Annotated in this window: 18 protein-coding genes; 6 read left to right on the top strand and 12 right to left on the bottom strand. The window is 67.8% G+C overall.

Features of this window, described 5'->3' with window-relative positions:
* Positions 1-23: 23 nt before the first annotated feature.
* Positions 24-884, bottom strand: coding sequence for a hypothetical protein (locus KF783_RS00890; protein WP_294076004.1), 861 nt, complete (start codon positions 882-884; stop codon positions 24-26).
* The gene (locus KF783_RS00885; RefSeq protein WP_294076003.1) at positions 881-2,347 is read right to left on the bottom strand and encodes a hypothetical protein; all 1,467 of its coding nucleotides are present in this window, start codon (positions 2,345-2,347) and stop codon (positions 881-883) included. The genes KF783_RS00890 and KF783_RS00885 overlap by 4 nt, the downstream gene beginning before the upstream one ends.
* A gap of 206 nt (positions 2,348-2,553) precedes the next feature.
* Here KF783_RS00885 and KF783_RS00880 point away from each other — a divergent pair, with 206 nt between their 5' ends.
* Positions 2,554-3,093 carry a hypothetical protein gene (locus tag KF783_RS00880; protein ID WP_294076002.1) on the top strand — a complete coding sequence of 180 codons (540 nt, stop codon included), beginning with the start codon at positions 2,554-2,556 and terminating at the stop codon, positions 3,091-3,093.
* Between the two features lie 34 nt (positions 3,094-3,127).
* Here the strand turns inward: KF783_RS00880 and KF783_RS00875 are convergent, their stop codons facing one another.
* Entirely contained in the window at positions 3,128-4,831 is a 1,704-nt protein-coding gene (locus KF783_RS00875; RefSeq protein ID WP_294076001.1) for an acyl-CoA dehydrogenase, read from the bottom strand.
* Positions 4,832-4,876: 45 nt separating this feature from the next.
* Between KF783_RS00875 and KF783_RS00870 the strand changes: the two genes are divergently transcribed.
* Entirely contained in the window at positions 4,877-5,827 is a 951-nt protein-coding gene (locus KF783_RS00870) for an L-threonylcarbamoyladenylate synthase (protein WP_294076000.1), read from the top strand.
* Between the two features lie 21 nt (positions 5,828-5,848).
* Here KF783_RS00870 and KF783_RS00865 read toward each other — a convergent pair whose 3' ends face one another.
* The 3 genes from KF783_RS00865 to KF783_RS00855 form a co-directional block, all read right to left on the bottom strand.
* Positions 5,849-7,318 (bottom strand): DEAD/DEAH box helicase, encoded by a 1,470-nt coding sequence (locus KF783_RS00865; RefSeq protein ID WP_294075999.1) that lies wholly within the window; start codon positions 7,316-7,318, stop codon positions 5,849-5,851.
* A gap of 211 nt (positions 7,319-7,529) precedes the next feature.
* Positions 7,530-8,027: a GAF domain-containing protein gene (locus KF783_RS00860; RefSeq protein ID WP_294075998.1), complete on the bottom strand. Its 498-nt coding sequence runs from the start codon at positions 8,025-8,027 to the stop codon at positions 7,530-7,532.
* 176 nt (positions 8,028-8,203) lie between these two features.
* Entirely contained in the window at positions 8,204-9,991 is a 1,788-nt protein-coding gene (locus tag KF783_RS00855; protein ID WP_294075997.1) for an ABC transporter transmembrane domain-containing protein, read from the bottom strand.
* A 151-nt stretch (positions 9,992-10,142) separates the two neighbouring features.
* Here KF783_RS00855 and phaZ point away from each other — a divergent pair, with 151 nt between their 5' ends.
* Positions 10,143-11,372: a polyhydroxyalkanoate depolymerase gene (gene phaZ / locus KF783_RS00850; RefSeq protein ID WP_294075996.1), complete on the top strand. Its 1,230-nt coding sequence runs from the start codon at positions 10,143-10,145 to the stop codon at positions 11,370-11,372.
* Positions 11,373-11,382: 10 nt separating this feature from the next.
* Here phaZ and KF783_RS00845 read toward each other — a convergent pair whose 3' ends face one another.
* Positions 11,383-11,799: a YkvA family protein gene (locus tag KF783_RS00845; RefSeq protein WP_366511679.1), complete on the bottom strand. Its 417-nt coding sequence runs from the start codon at positions 11,797-11,799 to the stop codon at positions 11,383-11,385.
* Between the two features lie 41 nt (positions 11,800-11,840).
* Here KF783_RS00845 and KF783_RS00840 point away from each other — a divergent pair, with 41 nt between their 5' ends.
* Positions 11,841-12,788, top strand: a complete 948-nt coding sequence (locus tag KF783_RS00840) for a 2OG-Fe(II) oxygenase (RefSeq protein ID WP_294075995.1) — start codon at positions 11,841-11,843, stop codon at positions 12,786-12,788.
* 136 nt (positions 12,789-12,924) lie between these two features.
* On the opposite strand, the gene KF783_RS00835 is transcribed toward KF783_RS00840, so the two are convergent.
* The 4 genes from KF783_RS00835 to KF783_RS00820 form a co-directional block, all read right to left on the bottom strand.
* Complete coding sequence (locus KF783_RS00835) at positions 12,925-14,106, bottom strand: acetyl-CoA C-acyltransferase (RefSeq protein ID WP_294075994.1); 1,182 nt, start codon at positions 14,104-14,106, stop codon at positions 12,925-12,927.
* 24 nt (positions 14,107-14,130) lie between these two features.
* Positions 14,131-14,604 carry a MaoC family dehydratase gene (locus KF783_RS00830; protein WP_294075993.1) on the bottom strand — a complete coding sequence of 158 codons (474 nt, stop codon included), beginning with the start codon at positions 14,602-14,604 and terminating at the stop codon, positions 14,131-14,133.
* Between the two features lie 167 nt (positions 14,605-14,771).
* Positions 14,772-15,956, bottom strand: coding sequence for a mechanosensitive ion channel family protein (locus KF783_RS00825; protein ID WP_366511677.1), 1,185 nt, complete (start codon positions 15,954-15,956; stop codon positions 14,772-14,774).
* A gap of 11 nt (positions 15,957-15,967) precedes the next feature.
* Complete coding sequence (locus KF783_RS00820; protein WP_294075992.1) at positions 15,968-16,975, bottom strand: DNA topoisomerase IB; 1,008 nt, start codon at positions 16,973-16,975, stop codon at positions 15,968-15,970.
* A gap of 108 nt (positions 16,976-17,083) precedes the next feature.
* Here KF783_RS00820 and KF783_RS00815 point away from each other — a divergent pair, with 108 nt between their 5' ends.
* Positions 17,084-17,641 carry a type 1 glutamine amidotransferase domain-containing protein gene (locus KF783_RS00815; RefSeq protein ID WP_294075991.1) on the top strand — a complete coding sequence of 186 codons (558 nt, stop codon included), beginning with the start codon at positions 17,084-17,086 and terminating at the stop codon, positions 17,639-17,641.
* Positions 17,642-17,742: 101 nt separating this feature from the next.
* Positions 17,743-18,672 (top strand): right-handed parallel beta-helix repeat-containing protein, encoded by a 930-nt coding sequence (locus KF783_RS00810; RefSeq protein WP_294075990.1) that lies wholly within the window; start codon positions 17,743-17,745, stop codon positions 18,670-18,672.
* A 29-nt stretch (positions 18,673-18,701) separates the two neighbouring features.
* Here KF783_RS00810 and KF783_RS00805 read toward each other — a convergent pair whose 3' ends face one another.
* Positions 18,702-20,447: an asparagine synthase C-terminal domain-containing protein gene (locus KF783_RS00805; RefSeq protein ID WP_294075989.1), complete on the bottom strand. Its 1,746-nt coding sequence runs from the start codon at positions 20,445-20,447 to the stop codon at positions 18,702-18,704.
* Positions 20,448-20,453: the final 6 nt, after the last annotated feature.

Genomic DNA, 20,453 nt, shown 5'->3' with positions numbered 1-20,453 from the left:
ATGGGAAAGGGGGGGGAGGGCGATCAGCCGCACGAACCGGCGCGGCTGCCGGTCTTGTCGGCGCTCATATAGGTCGCATAGCCCAGCTGGTCGGAGCTGGAGGTGCCGCGCGCGATACCGATCAGCTGGCGCCCGTCGGGTGAAACGCCGAAATAGCCGCGCATCCGCCGCACCGGCCCGCCGGGCGGGGTCTGGAGCATGTCGAGCTTCAGCACGCGGCCCACGACCACGCCGCTCACCCGGCCATTTTCATGCGCATAGCACCCGGTCACCTGATCGCCCTGCTGGACCAGGTTCAGCCGCCCCCATCCGCTCCAGCCCTCATAGCTTCCGGTGACGTCGGGCATCGACGCCTGCTGCGTCAGCTGGCGGCCGAAGCCGTGAAAGCCGGTGAAGCCGGTATAGTCGTCGCCATAATTGCTCTGGACGGTCAGGCGCACCCATCGGCCCACCGGGCGCTTGTCCGGCGCGAAGGCGAAGCTCTGGCCATTCGCCTTCATCCGCAGCGTCGCCGACAGAACCGGCTCGAACCCGCTGCGCGACGAGGTGTCGGACACCTCGACCCGCACCGCGCGGGGCGATTTGGTATCGCGGTTGAGGCCGGCGGTGTCGAACGACACGCGGCTGAGTTCGGTGCGTTCCGCCAGTTCGAAGACGAATATCGCCGGCTGTGCGGCCTCGCCCGTCCAATCGGTCGTCGCCGAGCCGTCGATCAGGTTGAGCGGGCTGGCATCCATATAGTGAAGCGGCGCATCGGGCGGATATTGCACGATCCGCGTTCCTTCAGAATAGGCGAACAGATCGGTTTGCGGCCCCGCCTGGGCGATGGCGCCTCCACCCGCGATCAGGGCGAGTACCGGCGCGATAGCGTGCGTGATCTTCATTTGCGCTGTTTCCTCTTCTTCGCGATCTCGACTTCCTGGCGCAGCGCCGGAGCGACCCCGCCGCTTGGTGGCGTGCGTACCGTCGCCTGCCCGGTCAGCGGATTGGTCGCGGCGCCGATCGCGCGCACGCCGGGCGCGGTGTCCACCTTTTCCTCATCGCGCTTGGTGCCGCGCGGATCGCTCGGCGCGCGCCCGCCAAAGCGTTCGCGGAACCGTTGCCCCGCCGCGGCGCGACCTACCGGATCGGTGCGCGCGCCCCAGCCTTCGTCCTCGGGACGGTCGGGCGCGCCACCGGCGGCCTGCTTGCCTTCCTTGCCGTCCTTGCCGCCCCGGCCGTTTTCGTTTGAATTCTGCGACTGGCCGCCCGGGTCGCGATTCCCGTCCTTGCCGCCATTGTCGGCGCGGTCGCGATCGGTATTCGACCGCGCCTTGCCCGAATTGCCGGGCTTTTCGGCCGGTCCGCCGGGCGTGGAGTCGGAGCCGCTGCCGGTTCCGCCGGAATTGCCGCTGGGGCCGGCATAGGCCGGGCCGCCCGCGCCGCCTGATTTGCCGCCTCCCTGGTTGCCATTGTCAGAGGCGCTGGTGGCGCGTCCGCCATTGCCGTTGCCTCTGCCGTTCGTGTTTCGCGTATCGACCCAGCCGTCCGAATTGCTGGCGCCTTCCATGCCCTTCGCGCCGGAATTCGTGCTGCGCTGGCCGGAGTTTCGTGCGCCCGGGGTGTTGCCGTTGCCGTTGGGCGTGCGGACTGAATTCAGGAACCCGCCGTCGCTCGCGAACAGGCCGCTGTCGTCCTGGCTGCCCGCGCCGTTCGACCTGGCGCGCGGCTTGGCCGAGTTGCGGACGCCCCCTTCATTGCCGTTGGCATCGACGCCGAAGCCGGAGTTGTAGACGCCGGGCGTTCCCGCGCCGCCCGAATTGAGCTTGCCGATTTCCGGCGCGGACGTGCGATCCTGCATCGCGCCGCCGCCGCGATCGAATGTCTCGCGCCCCACGCCCGCCGCGCCGGGGCCGTCGCGACCCATGGCCGCGCCGCTGCGCCCGCCACCGGCGGTGCCGGGAGACCCCCGCCCGGCCCAGCCGCTGCGCCCGCCGCCGCTGAATCCGCCGCCAACCCCGGGCGTTTCACCGCGATCATAGGCGGACGGGTTGGCGCCGCCGCCAAGCCCGGTCGCGACGCCGGGTCCTGCCGCCGCCCCGATCCGCGAGCGTGCCGAGGTTTGCGGGCCGGCCGGAAGGCTGGTCGAGGGGGCAGCGGGGGCGGGGCGGGTGAACGGGCCGCGCGCGGGCGCACGGGCCTGCCCGGCCTCGGGGGCGGCGACCTGTGCAGTTGGCGCTTCGGCGCGGCGGAGGCGGGGCGCGGTCTCTTCCTGCCCCTCCGACGCGGCGAACTGCGCCTGTGCGGGGGTCGCGATGCCGAACAGCGCCGTCATCGCGCCGCCAACCACCCAAGTCCTGATCTGCATCGTCTGCACTCCTGCACCCGCCGCGCGCCGGTCCTGAGGGACCAAAGCCGGCCTGTAGGAAGTGAGACGGAGGCCGAGTGCGAAAGCGGACATCGCGGCGCGAAATTTTTTGCGCGGCCGCCGATCGCCGGGCTATGTTCGCGCGGGGCGCCGCCGAAATCGCAATGCTCGGATCGTCGCGCAGCCTCAGGTCGGGATACGGAACCATGGGTGTGAAGAGCGGGCGGTGGACGTTGCACATCCTGTTGCAAGGCGCGACGGCGCTCGCGCTGGCGGGCTGTTCGTCGAACGCACCCACGGAAAATGCGGCGGGCGGCGCCGATGGCCCGGCCGGGCGGACGAGTGAGGCGCCCGTCGGCAATCGCACGGCTGCGGCGCCTGCGCCATCCGGACCGCTGGCCGTCTATGTCGGCAAATACCCGTTCGACAAGGTCGCGGGGACCAGCTTTCTGGACGACCCGCTGGTCCGCAAATCGGTGCGCGCGGCGGTCGGCGACCCGACGATCCTCGCCTGGATATTCGACAAGGCGGGGCCGCAGACGCCGATCGCGATGATCGACGGGCGTCTCGCCGCCTGGGGGTGCGAGGCGCATAATTGCGGGCCGCACCAATGGACCGTGCTGATCGCCCCGGACGGCAGTGATGCCGAACTATGCTACCTGCCCGACGATGCCGTCCGACCGGTCTGGTACGCCGATGGCGGCGCGACGAAGCGCGACGCCTCCTGCCCGCCGCTCAAGGGCTAATGGCTACCCGCCTGGCCGGACTCCGTGTAGGCGCCTAGCCGGCGAGTTGCTGTGGGGTGAGGGCGTAGAGGATGTCGGCCGTGGCGGTGGCGGCCGATTTGAGGCCGGTGGCTTCGGGAACGATCTGTTCGACGTAGAAGCGGGCGGCGCTGGCCTTGAGGGCGCGGAAATCGGGGTCGTCCTGGCCCTGGGCGGCGATGCGACCCTGTTTCTCCATCAGCCAGCCACAGGTCGCAACCGAGAGCATGGTGAGGAACGGATAGGATCCGGCCAGCCGGTCGTCGATGCCGGCGTCCAGCAGGTGCCGGGCGACATCCTCGCACGCGTCGATCAGAGCGATCAACCCGGCGTCGCGGGCCTCCTCGCGCATGTCCGCGAACAGCGCGAACAGTGCCGCCCCGCCGTCGCCGGTCAGCTTGCGCCCGACCAGGTCCGCCGCCTGGATGCCGTTGGTTCCTTCATAGATCGGGGTGATCCGCGCATCGCGGAAATGCTGTGCCGCGCCGGTTTCCTCGATATAGCCCATGCCGCCATGGACCTGCACGCCCAGGCTCGCCACCTCATTGCCCAGGTCGGTGCCATGGGCCTTGGCGAGCGGGGTCAGCAGATCGACCCGCGCGCGCGCCGCCATGTCGCCCGTATTGGCGCGATCGAGCTGGCCGAACGCGTAATAGACCAGCGCGCGCGCCGCCATGGTCTGCGCCCGCATCCGCAGCAGCATGCGCCGCACATCGGGATGTTCGATGATCGCCACGCTTTCCCGGCTTGCCGATCCGGCGCGCGCGCCCTGCACTCGCTCGCGCGCATAGGCGATCGCCCGCTGGGTCGCGCGCTCGGCCACCTGCACCCCCTGTAGCCCGACATTGAGCCGGGCGTTGTTCATCATCGTGAACATCGCCCGCATGCCGCCCAGTTCCGGGCCGATCAGCTCGCCGACGCATGCGCCTTCGTCCCCGAACGAAAGCACGCAGGTGGGGGAGGCGTGCAACCCCATCTTGTGCTCGATCGACACCACCCGCACATCGTTGAACGCGCCGGGATTGCCGTCCGCGTCGAGCCGGTATTTGGGGACCAGGAACAGCGAAATGCCCTTTGTCCCCGCCGGCGCGCCGGGCGTTCGGGCGAGCACCAGATGGACGATATTGTCGGCCATGTCGTGATCGCCGAAGCTGATGAAGATCTTTGTCCCGGTAATGCTGAACGTGCCGTCCCCGCGCGGCTCGGCCCGTGCCTTCAGCGCGCCGACGTCGCTGCCCGCCTGCGGCTCGGTCAGGTTCATCGTGCCGGTCCATGTGCCGGTCGATAGCTGCGGCAGATACGCTGCCTGCTGTGCCGGCGTGCCGTGATGCATCAGCGCTTCGATCGCGCCGACCGTCAGCGTCGGTGCCAGCGCCAGCCCCATATTGGCGCTGCCCAGCGTCTCCAGCACCGCCGTCGCCAGGCTCAGCGGCAGACCCTGGCCGCCAAATGCATCGGGCGCGCCGATCGTCCCCCAGCCACCCTCGACATAGGATCGGTACGCGTCGCCGAACCCCGCCGGCATCCGCACGCCCCGGTCGGTCCATTTCGGCCCGTCAGTGTCGCCAACGCGGTCCAGCGGCGCCCACGACCCGGCCGCAAACGCGCCGGCGCCCTCCAGCACCGCATCGACCAGATCGCCCTCGACGCCCAGTTCTGACAGGCCGGACACATGCTCGAGCACGAAACGTTGCTCACTTGTCGCTGGGGTAAAGGTCATCGGTCCTCTCTTGCCGCCGTTTCGCAGGCGCTATAGCCAGCAGACATGCAGCTTCCAAATCCGCGCTTCGACACCCGAACCTTACCCTACGGCGAGGCCGCGATCGCAGAAGCCGCCGCGTTGATCGCGACGGGCGGATGCGTCGCCGTGCCGACCGAGACGGTGTATGGGCTCGCCGCCGACGCGACCAGCAGCGACGCCGTCGCCGGCATCTATACGGCCAAGGGTCGGCCGGCGTTCAACCCGCTGATCGTGCATGTCCCGGACCGGCACGCGGCGGAGCGGATCGCGATGTTCGACCGGGATGCGCGCGCGTTGGCCGACGCGTTCTGGCCGGGACCGTTGACGCTGGTGCTGCCGTTGCGCCCCGACGCGCCGATCGCGGCGGCGGCCACCGCCGGCCTGAAGACGGTCGCGATCCGGGTGCCGCAGCATCGCGCGATGCAGGCGTTGCTGGCCGCCACCGATCGGCCGCTGGCCGCGCCGTCGGCGAACGCCAGCGGATCGATCAGCCCGACCCGCGCCAGCCATGTCGCGACCAGCCTGGGCGGGCGGATCGCGCTGATCGTCGATGACGGTCCGACCAGCGGCGGGATCGAATCGACGATCGTCGCGCTGGGCGGGGCGCCCCGGCTGTTGCGTCCCGGGCCGATCCCGGCCGAACGGATCGAGCGCGAAATCGGCCGCTGGCTGGGCGGGGCGGGCGAAACGGTGGAGTCGCCGGGTCAGATCGCCAGCCATTACGCGCCGGCCAAGCCGGTTCGGCTGGACGCGGACGCGCGTCAGGACGGGGAATGGCTGATCGGCTTTGGCGCGATCGCCGGCGACGATACGCTGTCCGCTGCCGGCGATCTGGACGAGGCGGCGGCGCGGCTGTTCGACGCGCTGCACCGCGCCGACATGTCCGATGCCGCGCGAATCGCGGTCGCGCCGATTCCGCAAGACGGCATCGGCGCGGCGATCAACGACCGCCTGCGCCGCGCCGCCAATCGCTGACGGCTCGCCGCCGCGCGCGGATCAGCCGCGCCCGCTGCGCTGCCCCGCGGGCCTGGCCGCCCACTTCTTCTTGCGCGGGCCATAGAAACGCGGCTTGTCACCGGCCGGCTGGCCCTCGCGGCGCGGGCCGCCCTCGCTGCGTTGCGCACCGTCGCCGCGCATCTCGTCGGGGCGCCGGTTACCCAGCGGATTGCCGCGCGGTCCGCGATCGCCCTGCTGGCCCTGGCCCTGGCCGTGACGGCCACCCGGACCCGGGCGGCGTCCGTCGCGCTGCATCTCGCGGCCACGACGCCCGTTTTCCTGATCGCGGGTCATCGGCACGGCGACGCGCGCCGCCTTCAGCGCATTGGCCTCCGCCACGAAATTCTCCGGCAGCGGGACGATATTGAGCTTCTGGCGCGTCACCTTCTCGATGTCGCGAAGATAGGGCCGCTCGTCATCGGCGCAAAAGCTGATCGCGATCCCGTCATTGCCGGCGCGCGCGGTCCGGCCGATGCGGTGGACATATTGTTCGGGAACATTGGGCAGTTCGAAATTGAACACATGGCTGACGCCCGAGACGTCGATGCCGCGCGCGGCGATATCGGTCGCCACCAGCAGCTTGACCTTGCCCGAGCGGAATTCGCCCAGCGCGCGTTCGCGCTGCGGCTGGCTCTTGTTGCCGTGGATCGCGTTGGCGGCGACCCCATTGGCGGCGAGCAGGCGGACGACGCGATCGGCGCCATGCTTGGTCCGGGTGAAGATCAGCGCGCGATCGATGTCGAGCGTGCGCAGCTTCATGGTCAGCAGCGCCTGTTTCTCGGTCTGGTTGACGAAGGTCACATGCTGTTCGACGCGTTCGGCCGTCGTCGCCTGCGGCGTCACCTTTACCTCGACCGGATCGGTGCGCAGGAACTGGCCGGCCAGTTCGCGGATCGATTTGGGCATGGTCGCGGAAAAGAACAGCGACTGGCGCTTCGCCGGCAGCTCCTTCACGATCCGGCGCAGCGCGTGGATGAAGCCGAGGTCCATCATCTGATCGGCCTCGTCGAGCACGAAGATCTCGATCCCGAACAGGATCGCCCAGCACTGGTCGATCAAATCGACCAGACGCCCCGGCGTGGCGACCAGAATATCGACGCCGCGCGTCAGATCGACCTTGTTCTTGTGAACCGAAGTGCCGCCAAAGACGGTCGCGACGGAAAGGCCGGTGCCTTTCGAATATTGGCGCGCGCTCTCGGCGATCTGGCTCGCCAGCTCGCGGGTCGGGGCCAGCACCAGCATGCGACAGCCGCGCGGCTGCGGCCGCTGCTTCGACGCGACCAGCCGGTCGATCGAGGGCGCCATGAAAGCCGCCGTCTTGCCGGTGCCGGTCTGGGCGATGCCGAGCAGGTCGCGCCCTTCGAGCAGCGCGGGGATCGATTTCGCCTGAATGGGAGTCGCCTCGACATACCCCTTGGCGGCGAGCGCGGCGAGAACGGTCTGGCTGAGACCGAGTTGATTGAATTCCATGGAATACCTTAGTGTGAATCGGCTTGCGCGCACGCCGGGCCGGCACGCGCGAAAGCGGGGTCAAAAGTTGACGACCCGCGTGATTTGGGAAGCCTGTACATCAACCGAGGCGGAGCCAGGGGCCGGATGTGTCCCGGAACCCGATCACGCTGCATGACGCCTCGCTGCGGCGCGATATGGCAACATTGCTGCCGGAAGTCAATGAATGCGGTCAGCCGGCCCGCAGGATCGGTGGCGCGTCGGGGTCGAAAATCTGTTTCGCCGCCTCTGCCAGCTCAGCCATCAACTCCACCGCCTCCGGATCGATCGGCCCGGCGTCCTTCCAATAGGCGCCCACCGCCGCCGTGCGACCGATCGGGAACATCGCGACGCTCAGGACAAAAGTGGAGAGATAGGCGTTGAGCGGAACCCGCGGGTCATTGCGGATGTCGCCGATCAGGATCGGCTCACCGGCCAGCAGCGCCAGTCCGGAAACGCATTTGGTGAGCGGGAAACGCTGTCCGGTCCAGAGCGGGGTCATCGCGTCCTCGGCGACATAGGAGACCTCGTCGCCTTCGCGCCGGACGATGGTGATCCCATCGGCCGCCGCGATCACCCGCGCATGGTCGCGCAGGATCGCCACCGCGTCCGCCACATCGGCGGCGGCGCTCAGCAGTCCGGCGGCGTGGGTGAGCCGCACCCGCCTGTTGAGAAACCCGCGACGCGGCATGGCCGCCCCCCTTTCGCCAATCTGGGTAACACGCTAAAGGGGAGATGTAAAAAATAGCTGAAATCAGGGGGTTATTTGCGAACAGCTGTGGTTCGCGGAACCGTTCGAGTCGCATCCGAAACGGGACATTGGCGGCTCACGCAAAGCGGCAGCGGGAGCGTGCCGGCCCCGCCGCCTCAGCCCGCGTCGGATTCGAATTGCAGCGCGGCAAGGCGCGCGTACAGGCCGCCCTTCGCGACCAGATCGGCATGCGTCCCGGTCTCGACGATCCGGCCCTCCTCCATCACCACGATCCGCTGCGCCGCGCGCACGGTCGCGAGCCGGTGCGCGATGACCAACGTCGTGCGACCGGCCATCAGCCGGTCCAGCGCATCCTGCACCAGCCGCTCGCTCTCCGCGTCGAGCGCGCTGGTCGCCTCGTCAAGCAGCAGGATCGGCGCATCGCGCAGCAGCGCCCGGGCGATGGCGATCCGCTGCCGCTGCCCGCCGGACAGGCGCGCGCCATCCTCGCCCAGAAACGTGTCGAGGCCCTGGGGAAGCTCGCGCAGGAATTCGGCGGCGTTGGCGGCCTCCGCCGCCTGCCAGATCGCCTCGTCGCCCGCGTCCCAGCGGCCATAGCGCAGATTGTCGCGCGCGGAGGCGGCAAAGATGACCGTCTCCTGCGGCACGATCGCCATCCGCGCGCGCACCGCGCCCGGATCGGCGGCACGGACCGGCACCCCATCGACGCGCACTTCGCCCGCTTCCGGGTCGTAGAAACGCTGGACGAGCTGAAACAGCGTCGATTTGCCCGCGCCGGATGGGCCGACCACCGCGACCGTCTCACCCGGCGCGATCGACAGGGTGAAGTCCGACAGCGCCGATACCTCCGGCCGCGTCGGGTAGCGGAAGCTGACATGATCGAAGTCGATCCGCCCCTCGGCCGGGATCGGCAGCGGGACGGGGTTTGCCGGGGGCGCGATGTCCGGTTCCTGCGCGAGCAGTTCCGCGAGCCGCCCCGCCGCCCCCGACGCGCGCAGCAGATCGCCATAGACTTCGGTCAGCGCGCCGAACGCGCCGGTAACCAGGCCCGCGGTGATGACGAAGGCGGTGATCGACCCGCCCGAGATCCGCCCCTCCGCAACGCCATGGACCGCGTCCCACATGATGAGGGTGATCGCGGTGAACAGCGCGAAGATCACCAGCGCGGTCATCACGGCGCGCGTTGCGAACCGCTTGCGCGCGGTGGCGAAACCGCGATCGACGGCGGCCTGGAACCGCTCGCCCTCGCGACGCTCCTGGCCGAATGCCTGGACGATGCGCATCGCCCCCAACGTTTCGGACGCGATTGCGCCGATATCCGCGACGCGATCCTGGCTGGTGCGCGAAAAGCGGCGGACGCGCCCGCCCAGCCACATGATCGGCAGCACGATCACCGGAATGCCGATCAACAGATAGGCGGCGATCTTCGGCGCCAGCACGAACAGGTAGAGCGTCCCGCCGATTGCGACGAGCAGGTTGCGCAGCGCGACCGATACGGTCGTCCCGACGATCTGTTCGACCACGGCGGTGTCGGCGGTCAGCCGGCTGGCGATTTCCGATGGCCGGTTTTCCTCGAACCATTTGGGTGGCAGGCGCAGCAGGTTGCGATGCACCGCGGCGCGCATGTCTGCCACGGTCCGCTCGCCCAGCCACGACACGAAGAAGAAGCGCGCCGCCGTGGCAAGCGCGAGCACGACGACGACCAGCAACAGGCCCTGGAAATAGCCGCCGATCCGCGACGGATCCGCGCCGGGGCCAAAGCCCTTGTCCACCACCTCCTTGAAGGTGCGCGGGATCCACAGCGTCGCGCCGGCGGCGAACAGCAGCGCGACGATCGCGAACGCCAGTTGAACCGGGTAGCGGCGGGTGAAGCCCCACACCACCATCAGGTTCGACATCTTTCGCGGTGGCGCGGCGGGGGGCGTCGGTTTCGGGTCGGCCATGCCCGCCGCCTAGCGCGTCATGCGGGCGATGGGAACCGATCACTGTCATCGAAAGTTCGGTATGGATGAACGTTGCACTGCAACACCGCCCCGCTATAACCGATCGCCTCCGCCGTCACGGGTGGAAAGCCGGTGGGGGCAGTGACTTTTGATGTTGTACAACGCTTATGAAATGCAGCGCTCGATGCTGGCGAGCGCCAGCGCATTCGCCAATTTCAGTGCGGGACTTCTGAACAATCCGGCCAATCCCTTCGCCTATTTCGGCGGCGGCCCGATCCTCGCTTCCGCGCTTGAGGTCTTCGCACATGCGGCGGCGCCGCGCGGCAAGCCGGAATTCGGGCTGAACGAGACGGTAATCGACGGCAAACGGGTCGCGGTGCATGAAGAGGTCGCGCTGCGCAAGCCGTTCGGCCAGCTCAAGCACTTCGTGCGCGACGGCGTGGCGGGCGGGCCGAAACTGCTGATCGTCGCGCCGATGAGCGGTCACTATGCGACGCTGCTGCGCGGCACGGTGGAGCGGATGCTGCCCTTTGCGGATGTGTACATCACCGACTGGCGCGACGCGAAGCTGGTGCCGATGGCCGATGGCGCCTTCGATCTGGACGATTATGTCGATTATCTGATCGAATTCCTGAGCGTGATGGGCGGGGAGGGCGATGCGCGGTCGCATGTCCTCGCGGTATGCCAGCCCTCGGTCCCGGCCTATGCCGCGGTCGCGCTGATGAATGCGGACAAGCATCCCAATACGCCGCGTACGCTGACGATGATGGGTGGCCCGATCGACACGCGCGAGGCGCCGACGGCGGTCAACACGCTCGCGACCGAACGGCCCCATGCCTGGTTCCAGCAGAATGTGATCGCGACCGTTCCCGGCACCTATCCCGGCGCCGGGCGGCAGGTCTATCCCGGGTTTTTGCAGCTTGCCGGCTTCATGACCATGAACCTGGGCAACCACATGATCTCGCACTGGGAAATGTTCAAGCATCTGGTGAAGGGCGATGGCGAGAGCGCCGAGGCCACGATGTCCTTCTACGACGAATATCGCGCGGTGTGCGACATGACCGCCGAATTCTATCTCCAGACGATCGATGTGGTGTTCCAGGCGCACGCCCTGCCGCGCGGTGTGATGATGCACCGCGGGCGCCGTGTCGATCCTGGGGCGATCACCGACACCGCGCTGCTGGCGGTGGAGGGTGAACGCGACGATATTTCGGGGCTGGGACAGACCAAGGCGGCGCTGACCATCGCCGACAATCTGCCCGCGCGGATGAAGAAATATCACATGGCGCCCGATGTCGGCCATTACGGGATCTTCAACGGCAGCAAGTGGCGCACCCGGATCGCGCCGGTGCTCGAAAGCTGGATCACGCAGTTCGGTTGAACCGCGCGGCTCAGTCGTAACCGAGCGTCAGGAATTCGTAGGCGAGCAGGGCGATCAGCGCCCAGAGCGCGATGACGATCGCCACCCCCCATTTGCTCACCGGGCGCGACGCGGCGGCCTCCGCCGTCGCGCGGTGCTCGGCCAGCAATTCGCGCGGGACCAGCCGTTCGAACAGCCACACCCCGGCCGGAATCAGGATCGCATCGTCCACCAGGCCCAGTACCGGAATGAAATCGGGAATGAGGTCGATCGGCGAGAGCGCATAGGCGGCGACGAGCAGGCCGACCAGTTTCGCCGGCAAGGGCGTGCGGGGATCGCGCGCTGCGAGCCAGATGGCGTGCGCCTCGACGCGGATGCGGTGGGTGAAACTCTTGCCCATGGCGGCGGCTTCGCGTGGCGGCGGGGCGACGTCAAGCGCGATGCGCACGCAAGGGTTGCGTGGACCGCACAAACCGGCATGAAGCGACGATGGCTGAACAGGATCCCGTGCGCACGCTGATCGATGCGGGGCAGGTCGATGACGCGATCGCGATGGTCGAACGTGGCGCCCGCGCCGACGATCCCGCGATGCTCTATCGCCTTGCCGACTGGCGCCTGTTCGGCCTTTATGGCCCACAGGATTTCGCCGCCGCGCACGGCGCGCTGGCACGGGCGGCCGCGACGGGATCGGCCCGGGCCGCGCACGCCCGCGCCTATCTGGTCGCGGCGGGACTCGGCTGCGCGGCCGATTTCGATGCGGCAAGGGCGATGCTGGCAAAGGTCGGCGACGAGGCGGCGGCGCGGCAGCTCGCGCTGCTGGACACGGCGCCGACGCTCGACCAGGCGACGCGCGCGCCGCGCGAAATCCTGTCGGAAGCGCCCCTGATCGTGCGGATCGAGGGGTTTGCGAGCGCCGCGGAATGCGACTGGCTGGTCGCGTGCGGCGAACCCGCGCTGCAACCTGCGCTGGTGGTCGATCCACGGACGCGGGAGGGGGTGCCGGACCCAGTCCGCACCTCGCATGCCATGTCGATCCTCGCGATGGACGAGGATCTGGTGGTTCACAATATCAATCGCCGGATCGCGGCGGCGACCGGCACCTCGCCACGCCAGGGCGAGCCGCTCAACGTGCTGCGCTACATGCCGGGCCAGCAATTCCGCCGCCATCACGATGCCTATGCCGGCGCGCCGGGGGCGAACCAGCGCATCCTGACGGCGCTGATCTGGCTGAACGACGGCTATATCGGCGGGGAGACGGTGTTTCCCGATATCGGCGTGTCGGTGACGGGACGACGCGGCGACGCGCTGGTGTTCCGCAACACGCTGAACGACGGCCGGCGCGACGAGCGCGGGTGGCATGCCGGCGCGCCGGTGGAACGGGGCGTCAAATGGCTGGCCAGCCGGTGGATCCGCGCGGGCCTCTACACTCCGGAATAGCCGGTTGCCGCGCGCCTGCCCTTGACCGGGGGGGGTAAGCAGGCCCGGCGGCGCGCCGCAGCGCCGACCGGCCCGCCGTCCGCCCCCTCCACCGTCCCGATCGGAAGGTCGAAGGGGGCAGGGGTATATTGGAGGGTCAGAGGACTTCGAACAGTCCCGCCGCGCCCTGGCCGCCGCCGATGCACATCGTCACGACGACATATTTGACGCCGCGCCGCTTCCCCTCGATCAGCGCGTGGCCGGTGCAACGCGCGCCGGTCATGCCGAACGGGTGGCCGATCGAGATCGAGCCGCCATTGACGTTGAGCCGGTCATTGGGGATGCCCAGCTTGTCGCGGCAATACAGGACCTGGACGGCGAACGCCTCGTTCAGTTCCCACAGGCCGATATCGTCCATCTTCAGGTCGAACCGCTCAAGCAGCTTGGGGATCGCGAAGACCGGGCCGATGCCCATCTCGTCCGGTTCGGTGCCGGCGACGGCCATGCCGACATAGCGGCCGAGCGGGGTCAGGCCGCGCTTCGCCGCGACGCTTTCCTCCATCACGACACAGGCCGACGAGCCGTCCGACAGCTGGCTGGCATTGCCGGCGGTGATCGTGTGACCCTCGCCCATGACCGGCTTCAGGCTGGCAAGACCCTCCAGCGTGGTGTCGGGGCGGTTGCAATCGTCGCGATCGGCGGTCACCTCCTTGTAGCTGACCTCCTTCGTCTCCTTGTTCACCACCGCCATCGTCGCGGTGCAGGCGACGATCTCGTCGTCATATTTGCCGGCGGCCTGGGCGGCGGCGGTGCGCTGCTGCGACTGGAGCGAATATTCGTCCTGCGCCTCGCGGCTGATGCCATAGCGCTTGGCCACCACCTCGGCGGTGCCGATCATCGGCAGATAGGTGTCCTTGTGCATCTTGAGCAGTTCGGGATCGGGTTCGATGAACAGCTTGCCGCTGCCCGACACCTTCGAAATGCTCTCGACGCCGCCGGCAACGCAGATGTCCATGCGATCGACGATGATCTGCTTGGCGGCGGTCGCGATGGTCATCAGGCCCGACGAGCACTGGCGGTCGATCGACATGCCGGGGACGGTGACGGGCAGGCCGGCGCGCAGCGCGACCAGCCGGGCGATGTTGGGGGATTGAGACCCCTGCTGCACCGCGGCGCCGAACAGCACGTCGTCAATCTCACCGCCGTCGATGCCGGCGCGCTCGACCGCCGCCTTGACCGAATAGGATCCCAGCGTCGCCGACGGCGTGTTGTTGAACGCGCCGCGTCCCGCCTTGGTCAGCGGGGTGCGGGCAGTGGAGACGATGACGGCAGAGCGCATGCGAAACTTCCTTCTCTATATTGTCTAGACAAAAATCTGGGCGATCCATTCGGCGATCAGGGCGGGCTTGTCCTGCCCCTCGATCTCGACGGTGAACTCGTCGGTGCGTTGCCACTGGCCGGGGCGTTTCTCGACCAGTTCGAGCGTCCTGAACCGGCCGCGCACCCGGCTGCCCGAGCGGACGGGGGTGAGGAAGCGGACTTTGTTGCCGCCATAGTTGACCCCCATCTTTACGCCGGCGATTTGCGGCTGGGGCGTCTTCTGGCCAAGCAACGGCATCAGAGACAAGGTGAGGAACCCATGGGCGATCGTGCCGCCGAATGGCGTGCGTGCCGCGCGTTCGGGATCGACATGGATGAACTGGTGGTCGCCGGTCGCATCCGCGAACTTGTCGATCATCTCCTGCGTCACCTCGACCCAGTCGGAAACGCGCTCGCTTCCCACCTGTTCGGCGAGTTGCTCGATCGTGATCGTTTCTTCCGTCGCGGCGTCGGCCATTGCGGGCTCCTCTCGCATGTTCTCGCGCGCTTCTGGCCCAAGCGGCGGCCATCGGCAAGAGGGAGCCTACTGCAATCCGGAAAAGCAGCGCTTCCGTAGGGTTCCGGCATGCAAAAACGCCAAACCCGATCTTCGAAAACTCATGGAGTGTCCGCGAATCGCGGTCGTCAGCCCGTTTGATCCACCGCCATCACCGGCTGCACCTCGGCATAGGGGAGGATGAGCTTGCCGGAGGGATCGGCCGTATAGGTGGTCTGGGTCGGGAACGGGATCGAGATGCCTTCCGCCGCGAACCGGCGAAGCACGCCGATGATGACCTTGTCGCGAACCTTGTGCGCGGTCGGCCAGTCGTCGCCGGCAATGTCGAACCACAGGTTGAAGTTCACCGAGCTGTCGCCGAAATCCTCGAAGCTGGCGCGCGCCACCGTTCCACCGGCGTCCTGCGCGATCGCGGTCAGCATCTCCGGCATCGCCTCCAGCTGCTCGGGCGGGGTTTCATAGGCGACCCCGATCGGCAGCTTGATGCGGATATGATCGCGGTTCGAGATGTTCTGGATTTCCTTGTCGAGCAGGTTCTTGTTCGAAATCACCCGGATTTCGCCGTTGAACGATCGTACCCGCGTCGATTTGAGGCCGATTTCCTCGACCAGGCCGACCGTGTTGTCATACTGGATCTTGTCGCCGCGCCGGAACGGCTTGTCGAAGATGATCGCCAGCGCCGCGAACAGATCGGCGAAGATCCCCTGTGCCGCCAGGCCGATCGCGATGCCGCCGACGCCCAGACCCGCGACCAGGCCGGTGACGTTGACGCCCAGATTGTCCAGCACCACCACCAGTGCGACCGCGAACAGCGCGACCGTCACCAGCAGCCGGATCAGGCCGAGCGCGGAGAGCAGCGCCTCGCCATGGTAGTTTTCCGCCTCGGTCTTTTTCTCGATCGCGCCGAGGATGAGTTCGCGCGCCCAGATCGCCGCCTGGAATACGGCGGCGACGGTGAACAGGAAATCGATCGTCTTGTTGATCATTTCCGGGGGGTCGGCATAGCCGGCGACCAGCCGCGCCGCGACCATGATGATGAAGAAATTTCCGGTTCGCGCGACCGCCCGGCCGATGATCGTTCCCCATCCCGCCGGCCCTTCGGCGCGATCGCACAATTTCATGCCCCAGCGGCGCAGCAGGTGGAGCGCCAGCACGATGGCGATCGCGATGCCGGTCGCGATCAGGATTTGCAGCCAGTGCGACTGGAACCAGGCGGTCGCGTCGCCGACGAAGTTGCGCGCATGCACCTGCATCGCGTCGGAGGTTTCGGATGCGGCGGCGGCGCCGGCGGCGGCGGTATTGTTGACGGTCATGAAATTCCTTTTCAGGCGGCCCGGGCGGTCATCCCGCCGCGTTCCAGGAACGCGATCAGGCCGCGTTCGGTGCGGGTCAGATGGCGCGTCGTGCGCGGCAGAACCAGCGAATCGCGGAACGCCGCCTGGGCGTCGCGATCCTTGGCCAGGTCGATCAGATCGGGGTGGACATAGGATTTGCGGGCGATCGCGGGGGTGTTTCCCAGCGCCTGGGTCACCGGTTCAAGCAATGTTTTCAGGCCGATATGGGATTTCGCCCGCGCCAGCGTCTCGAACGCGATGACGCTCGCCCCCCAGGTGCGGAAATGCTTTGCGGTGAAGTCGTCGCCCATCGCTTCGCGGATATAGTCGTTGACGTCGGTGGATGTCACGGGGTGCGCCTCGCCCGCGTCGTCGAGCCAGCAGAACAGATGCTGCCCGGGCAGGTCCTGACACTTCTTCACGAACGACGACAGGCTGCCGTCGCTGATGCGCAATTCGCGCATCTTGCCCGACTTCGCGCGATATTGGAGCTTGAGCGTGCGACCGTTCAGCGTCGCGTGCCGCTTGCGCAGCGTCGTCGCGCCGAAACTGCGATTGGCCTTCGCATAGCTTTCGTTGCCGATGCGGACATGGCCCAGGTCGAGCAGCCGCACCACCGCCGCCACCGCACGCGCCTTCGTCAGCGATCGTTTGCGCAGGTCGGCGGCGATCCGCGCGCGCAGCCGGGGCAGCAGATGGCCGAATGGCACGCAGCGATCATATTTGGCGGCGTCCCGCGCGGCGCGAAAATCGGGGTGATAGCGATATTGCTTGCGGCCGCGATCGTCGATTCCGGTCGCCTGAAGATGGCCGTTCGCGTGCGGGCAATACCAGGCGTCGGTATAGGCCGGGGGCAGGCCGACCGCATTCAGCCTGTCGATCTCGTCGCGGTCTGTGATCCGCCTCCCGTCGCTGCCCCAATAACCCCACCCGCCACGCACCTTGCGCCGGGTGATCCCGGGGTGGCTGTCGTCGCAGAATCGCAAGCGCTTACTCATCCCGGCCTCGTCATGGCGTGATGAATGCGCATCCCGCCGCATCGTTCCGGAACCGCGCCCGGCGGCACCGGTTGTCTGCGGGAATCCAGTCATTGCAGGAGAAACGAGATGGCCGATCTGTCCCAGGCGCGCGTGCTGATGATCGCGACCGACGGGTTCGAGGAATCGGAATTGATGAAGCCGCGTCAGGCGCTGCTCGATGGCGGGGTGAAAGTGACGCTGGCATCGCTCAAGACCGATCCGATCCAGGGGGAAAGCGGGGGTGAAAAGGGTCGGACCATCACCCCCGATGCCACGGTCGACGATGTGGACAGTGCGGATTTCGACGCGCTCGTGCTGCCCGGCGGGGTCGGCAATCCCGACAGGCTGCGCATGAACGAGCGGACGGTGGCGCTGGTCCAGGAGTTTTTCGACGACGGCAAGACGGTGGCGGCGATCTGTCACGCGCCGTGGCTGCTGGTCGAGGCGGATGTCGTCGATGGCAGACGCGCGACGAGCTGGCCGTCGGTGCGCACCGATCTGGAGAATGCCGGCGCAAAGGTGGTCGATCAGGAGGTCGTGGTCGATGGCAACCTCATCACCAGCCGCAACCCCGACGATATCCCCGCCTTTATCGACGCGATCGAGGCCGCGCTGGCGCGCGAACTGGAACCGGCGGGATCGTGACGCGCCATTTCGTAACCCGCCATTTCGTAACCCGCCATTTCGTAACCCGATAGTGACACCTGCGGGCGCATGATCGCCGCGACTGTTTCGCGGAGTCCGACATGCGCCTGCCGATCCTGCTGACCGCCCTGTTGCTGACCACCGCGCCGGCATTGCCCCAGGTGCAGGGACCGTTCACGATCCAGGAAACGGGCCAGCGGTTCGCCAGCCTTCAGGATGCGGTGTCGGCGATCGGCGATCGGCGCGCCACCATCCGCATCGCACCCGGCCGCTATGGCGAATGCGCGGTGCAGGAGGCGGGCGAAATCGCCTTCGTTTCCGAAGTGCCGGGCAAGGCGGTGTTCGACCAGGCGATCTGTGAGGGCAAGGCGACACTGGTGTTGCGCGGCCGCGGCGCCAGCGTCGATGGCATCGTGTTCATGCGCACCTTCGTCCAGGACGGCAACGGGGCGGGCATCCGGCTCGAAACCGGCAATCTGACCGTTTCCAATGCGATGTTCATCGACGGCCAGTGCGGCATCCTGACCGCGAGCGACCCGCGCGGCACGCTTACCGTCGAGCGTTCGACCTTTGCCGGGCTGGGCAAGGATCCGACCGGCAACGGCGCGCATTCGATCTATGTCGGCGCCTATGGACGGCTGCGCGTGTTCCAGTCGCGTTTCGAACGGGGAACGGGCGGCCATTACGTCAAGACGCGCGCGCCGCAGGTCGAGATCATCGACAACAGCTTCGACGACAGCCAGGGCATGCACACCAACTATTCGATCGACCTGTCCAACGGTGCGAGCGGCCGGATCGCCGGAAACTCGTTCGAGCAGGGGCCGAACAAGGACAATTATTCGACGATGATCTCGGTCGCGCCGGAAGGACCGAAAAACAGTTCGGCGGGGCTGGTGATCGAGGGGAACAAGGCGTGGCTGCACCCCCGGTTCGATCACAGGACGACCTTTGTCGGCAACTGGTCGCGCGATTCCGTCACCGTGCGCGGCAATGACCTGGCCGAGGGGATCGCGCCGATCGCGCGGCGCTGAACGTCGGTCGTCGTCCTTTCGCAGGCGGATCAGTCGGCGATCCGCGAACCCAGCCGTTGCGCCAGATATTCGACATTGGCGATGCGCCGCCACAAGCCGCTGTCGGCAATCCGATCGACGTGAAAGAAGCGCCGCATCGCGGGAAATTCGGGATCGATCACCCGGTTCATATAGTCGGGTGAGAGCAGCCCGCCATGTTCGTCGCCCATCGGCCGCAAGCGCCGCTGGATCGCATAGCTATATTGCCGCAACCAGGCGGGGCGCACGCGGGTCGACCATTCGCTGAAGCGGTGCCGGCGATCGGGCGGGCCGGTGAAATCATGGCCATAAGCGGAGGGTTGCGCGGCAAGCTCGGGATCGATCGCGTTCAACAATGCCGCTTCGAAACGGCCGGCATGTTTGAGCGACAGCGGCAGGGTCATCGCCTCGGCAACGACCTGATGGTCGAGGAACGGCATCAGATAGGGGCTGAGCCGCCCCTCCAGGCTGATTTCCCGTCCGAACAGCGCGCGGCAGCGCACGCGGGGATAGAGTTGCTCGATCGCGGTGCGTGACAACCGGCCGCGCGCGGATGGCGGGTCGAGCGCGTCGCGCACCTTTGCGGTCATCGTCGCGATGAAGTCACGCGGATCGAACACGGTGGTCGCGTCGCCCGGCACGAACCGTGCGAAGAAGGTCCGCACGACCGCGTCCGCGGTGAAGCGACGGTTCGGCAGGTAAAAGAAATTGCGGTAGATTTCGCCGCACCCGCCCGACACGGCGAGCGTGCCGCCGGCATGGCGCGCCAGCTGCGCATCGGCATGGCCGCCATTGTCAAAGATGTTGCCGAAGGTGGGCAGGCCGTCGAACTGGCGGAAATTGCGCGCGACGATGTCGGGGAACGCCTCGGGCGGGACGGGCGCCGCCGCCTTGTTGATCCATTCGACCGGAAAGCCGCATCGTTCGCCGATCGCGCGGGCGATCCGCACATCGGTGTCGCCGGGCGGACCATAGACATAGATGTGCGGCGCGGCGCCCTGTTCGCGCAGCGCGGCGAGGATCAGGCGCGAATCGAGTCCGCCGGACAAGGGACAGCGGATGTTCGTGCGATCGGCGCGGACCCATGGCGCCACCGCGTTCGAAAGCCGTGTGCGCGCGCGTGCGATCCGCTCCGACGGCGAAAGATCGAGCGGCGCATCGGGCAGCGGCTTTGCCACCGCATGGCGGACGATGCCCGCCGCGCCCAGTTCCAGCACGACGAAGGGCGAGAGCGTCTTGAGCTCGCGAAAGAGCGTATCCTCGCCGAGCGGCATCACGTTGAAGGCGAGTTCGTACAGCCCCTGCGGATCGAACCGCAGGCGGGGCAGGGCGTGCGCCGCCGCGAGCAGCGAGGTCGAAAGGATGCGATCCGCGCTGTCGTGAAACAGCTGAAAGGCAGAGAAATAATCACCCATCACGAAACTGCGTCCGCCGTGGCGGATCACGGCGACGAACTGGCCGGCGATCCGGGTCCAGTCCGGCGCGCGCGGATCGATCGTCAGCAGCCGTCGAAGCGCCTCGCCACCGAATGTGCCGTCGATCGAGACCGTTCCGGCAACCGCCGCCAGATCGTCCCCGCTGCGCAGTAGCCCGTCCGGGCCGCCCAGCGCGTGGGGGCTGTGCAACAGGTGCCAGCCGGGAAGGTCATGCTCGCTCGGGGCGGGAAATCCCTGATCGGCGAGCGACGCGCGCGCCGCCGCCCGCGCCGTTTCGGCGAAGCGCGGATCGTCGTCACGGACCAGGAACAGCGCCCCCATGTCCGC

This window comes from Sphingomonas sp. (genome assembly GCF_019635455.1).
GTDB lineage: Bacteria > Pseudomonadota > Alphaproteobacteria > Sphingomonadales > Sphingomonadaceae > Sphingomonas.
The sequence above is the reverse complement of the archived record's forward strand: the minus strand, read 5'-3'. Positions and strand labels throughout refer to the sequence as shown.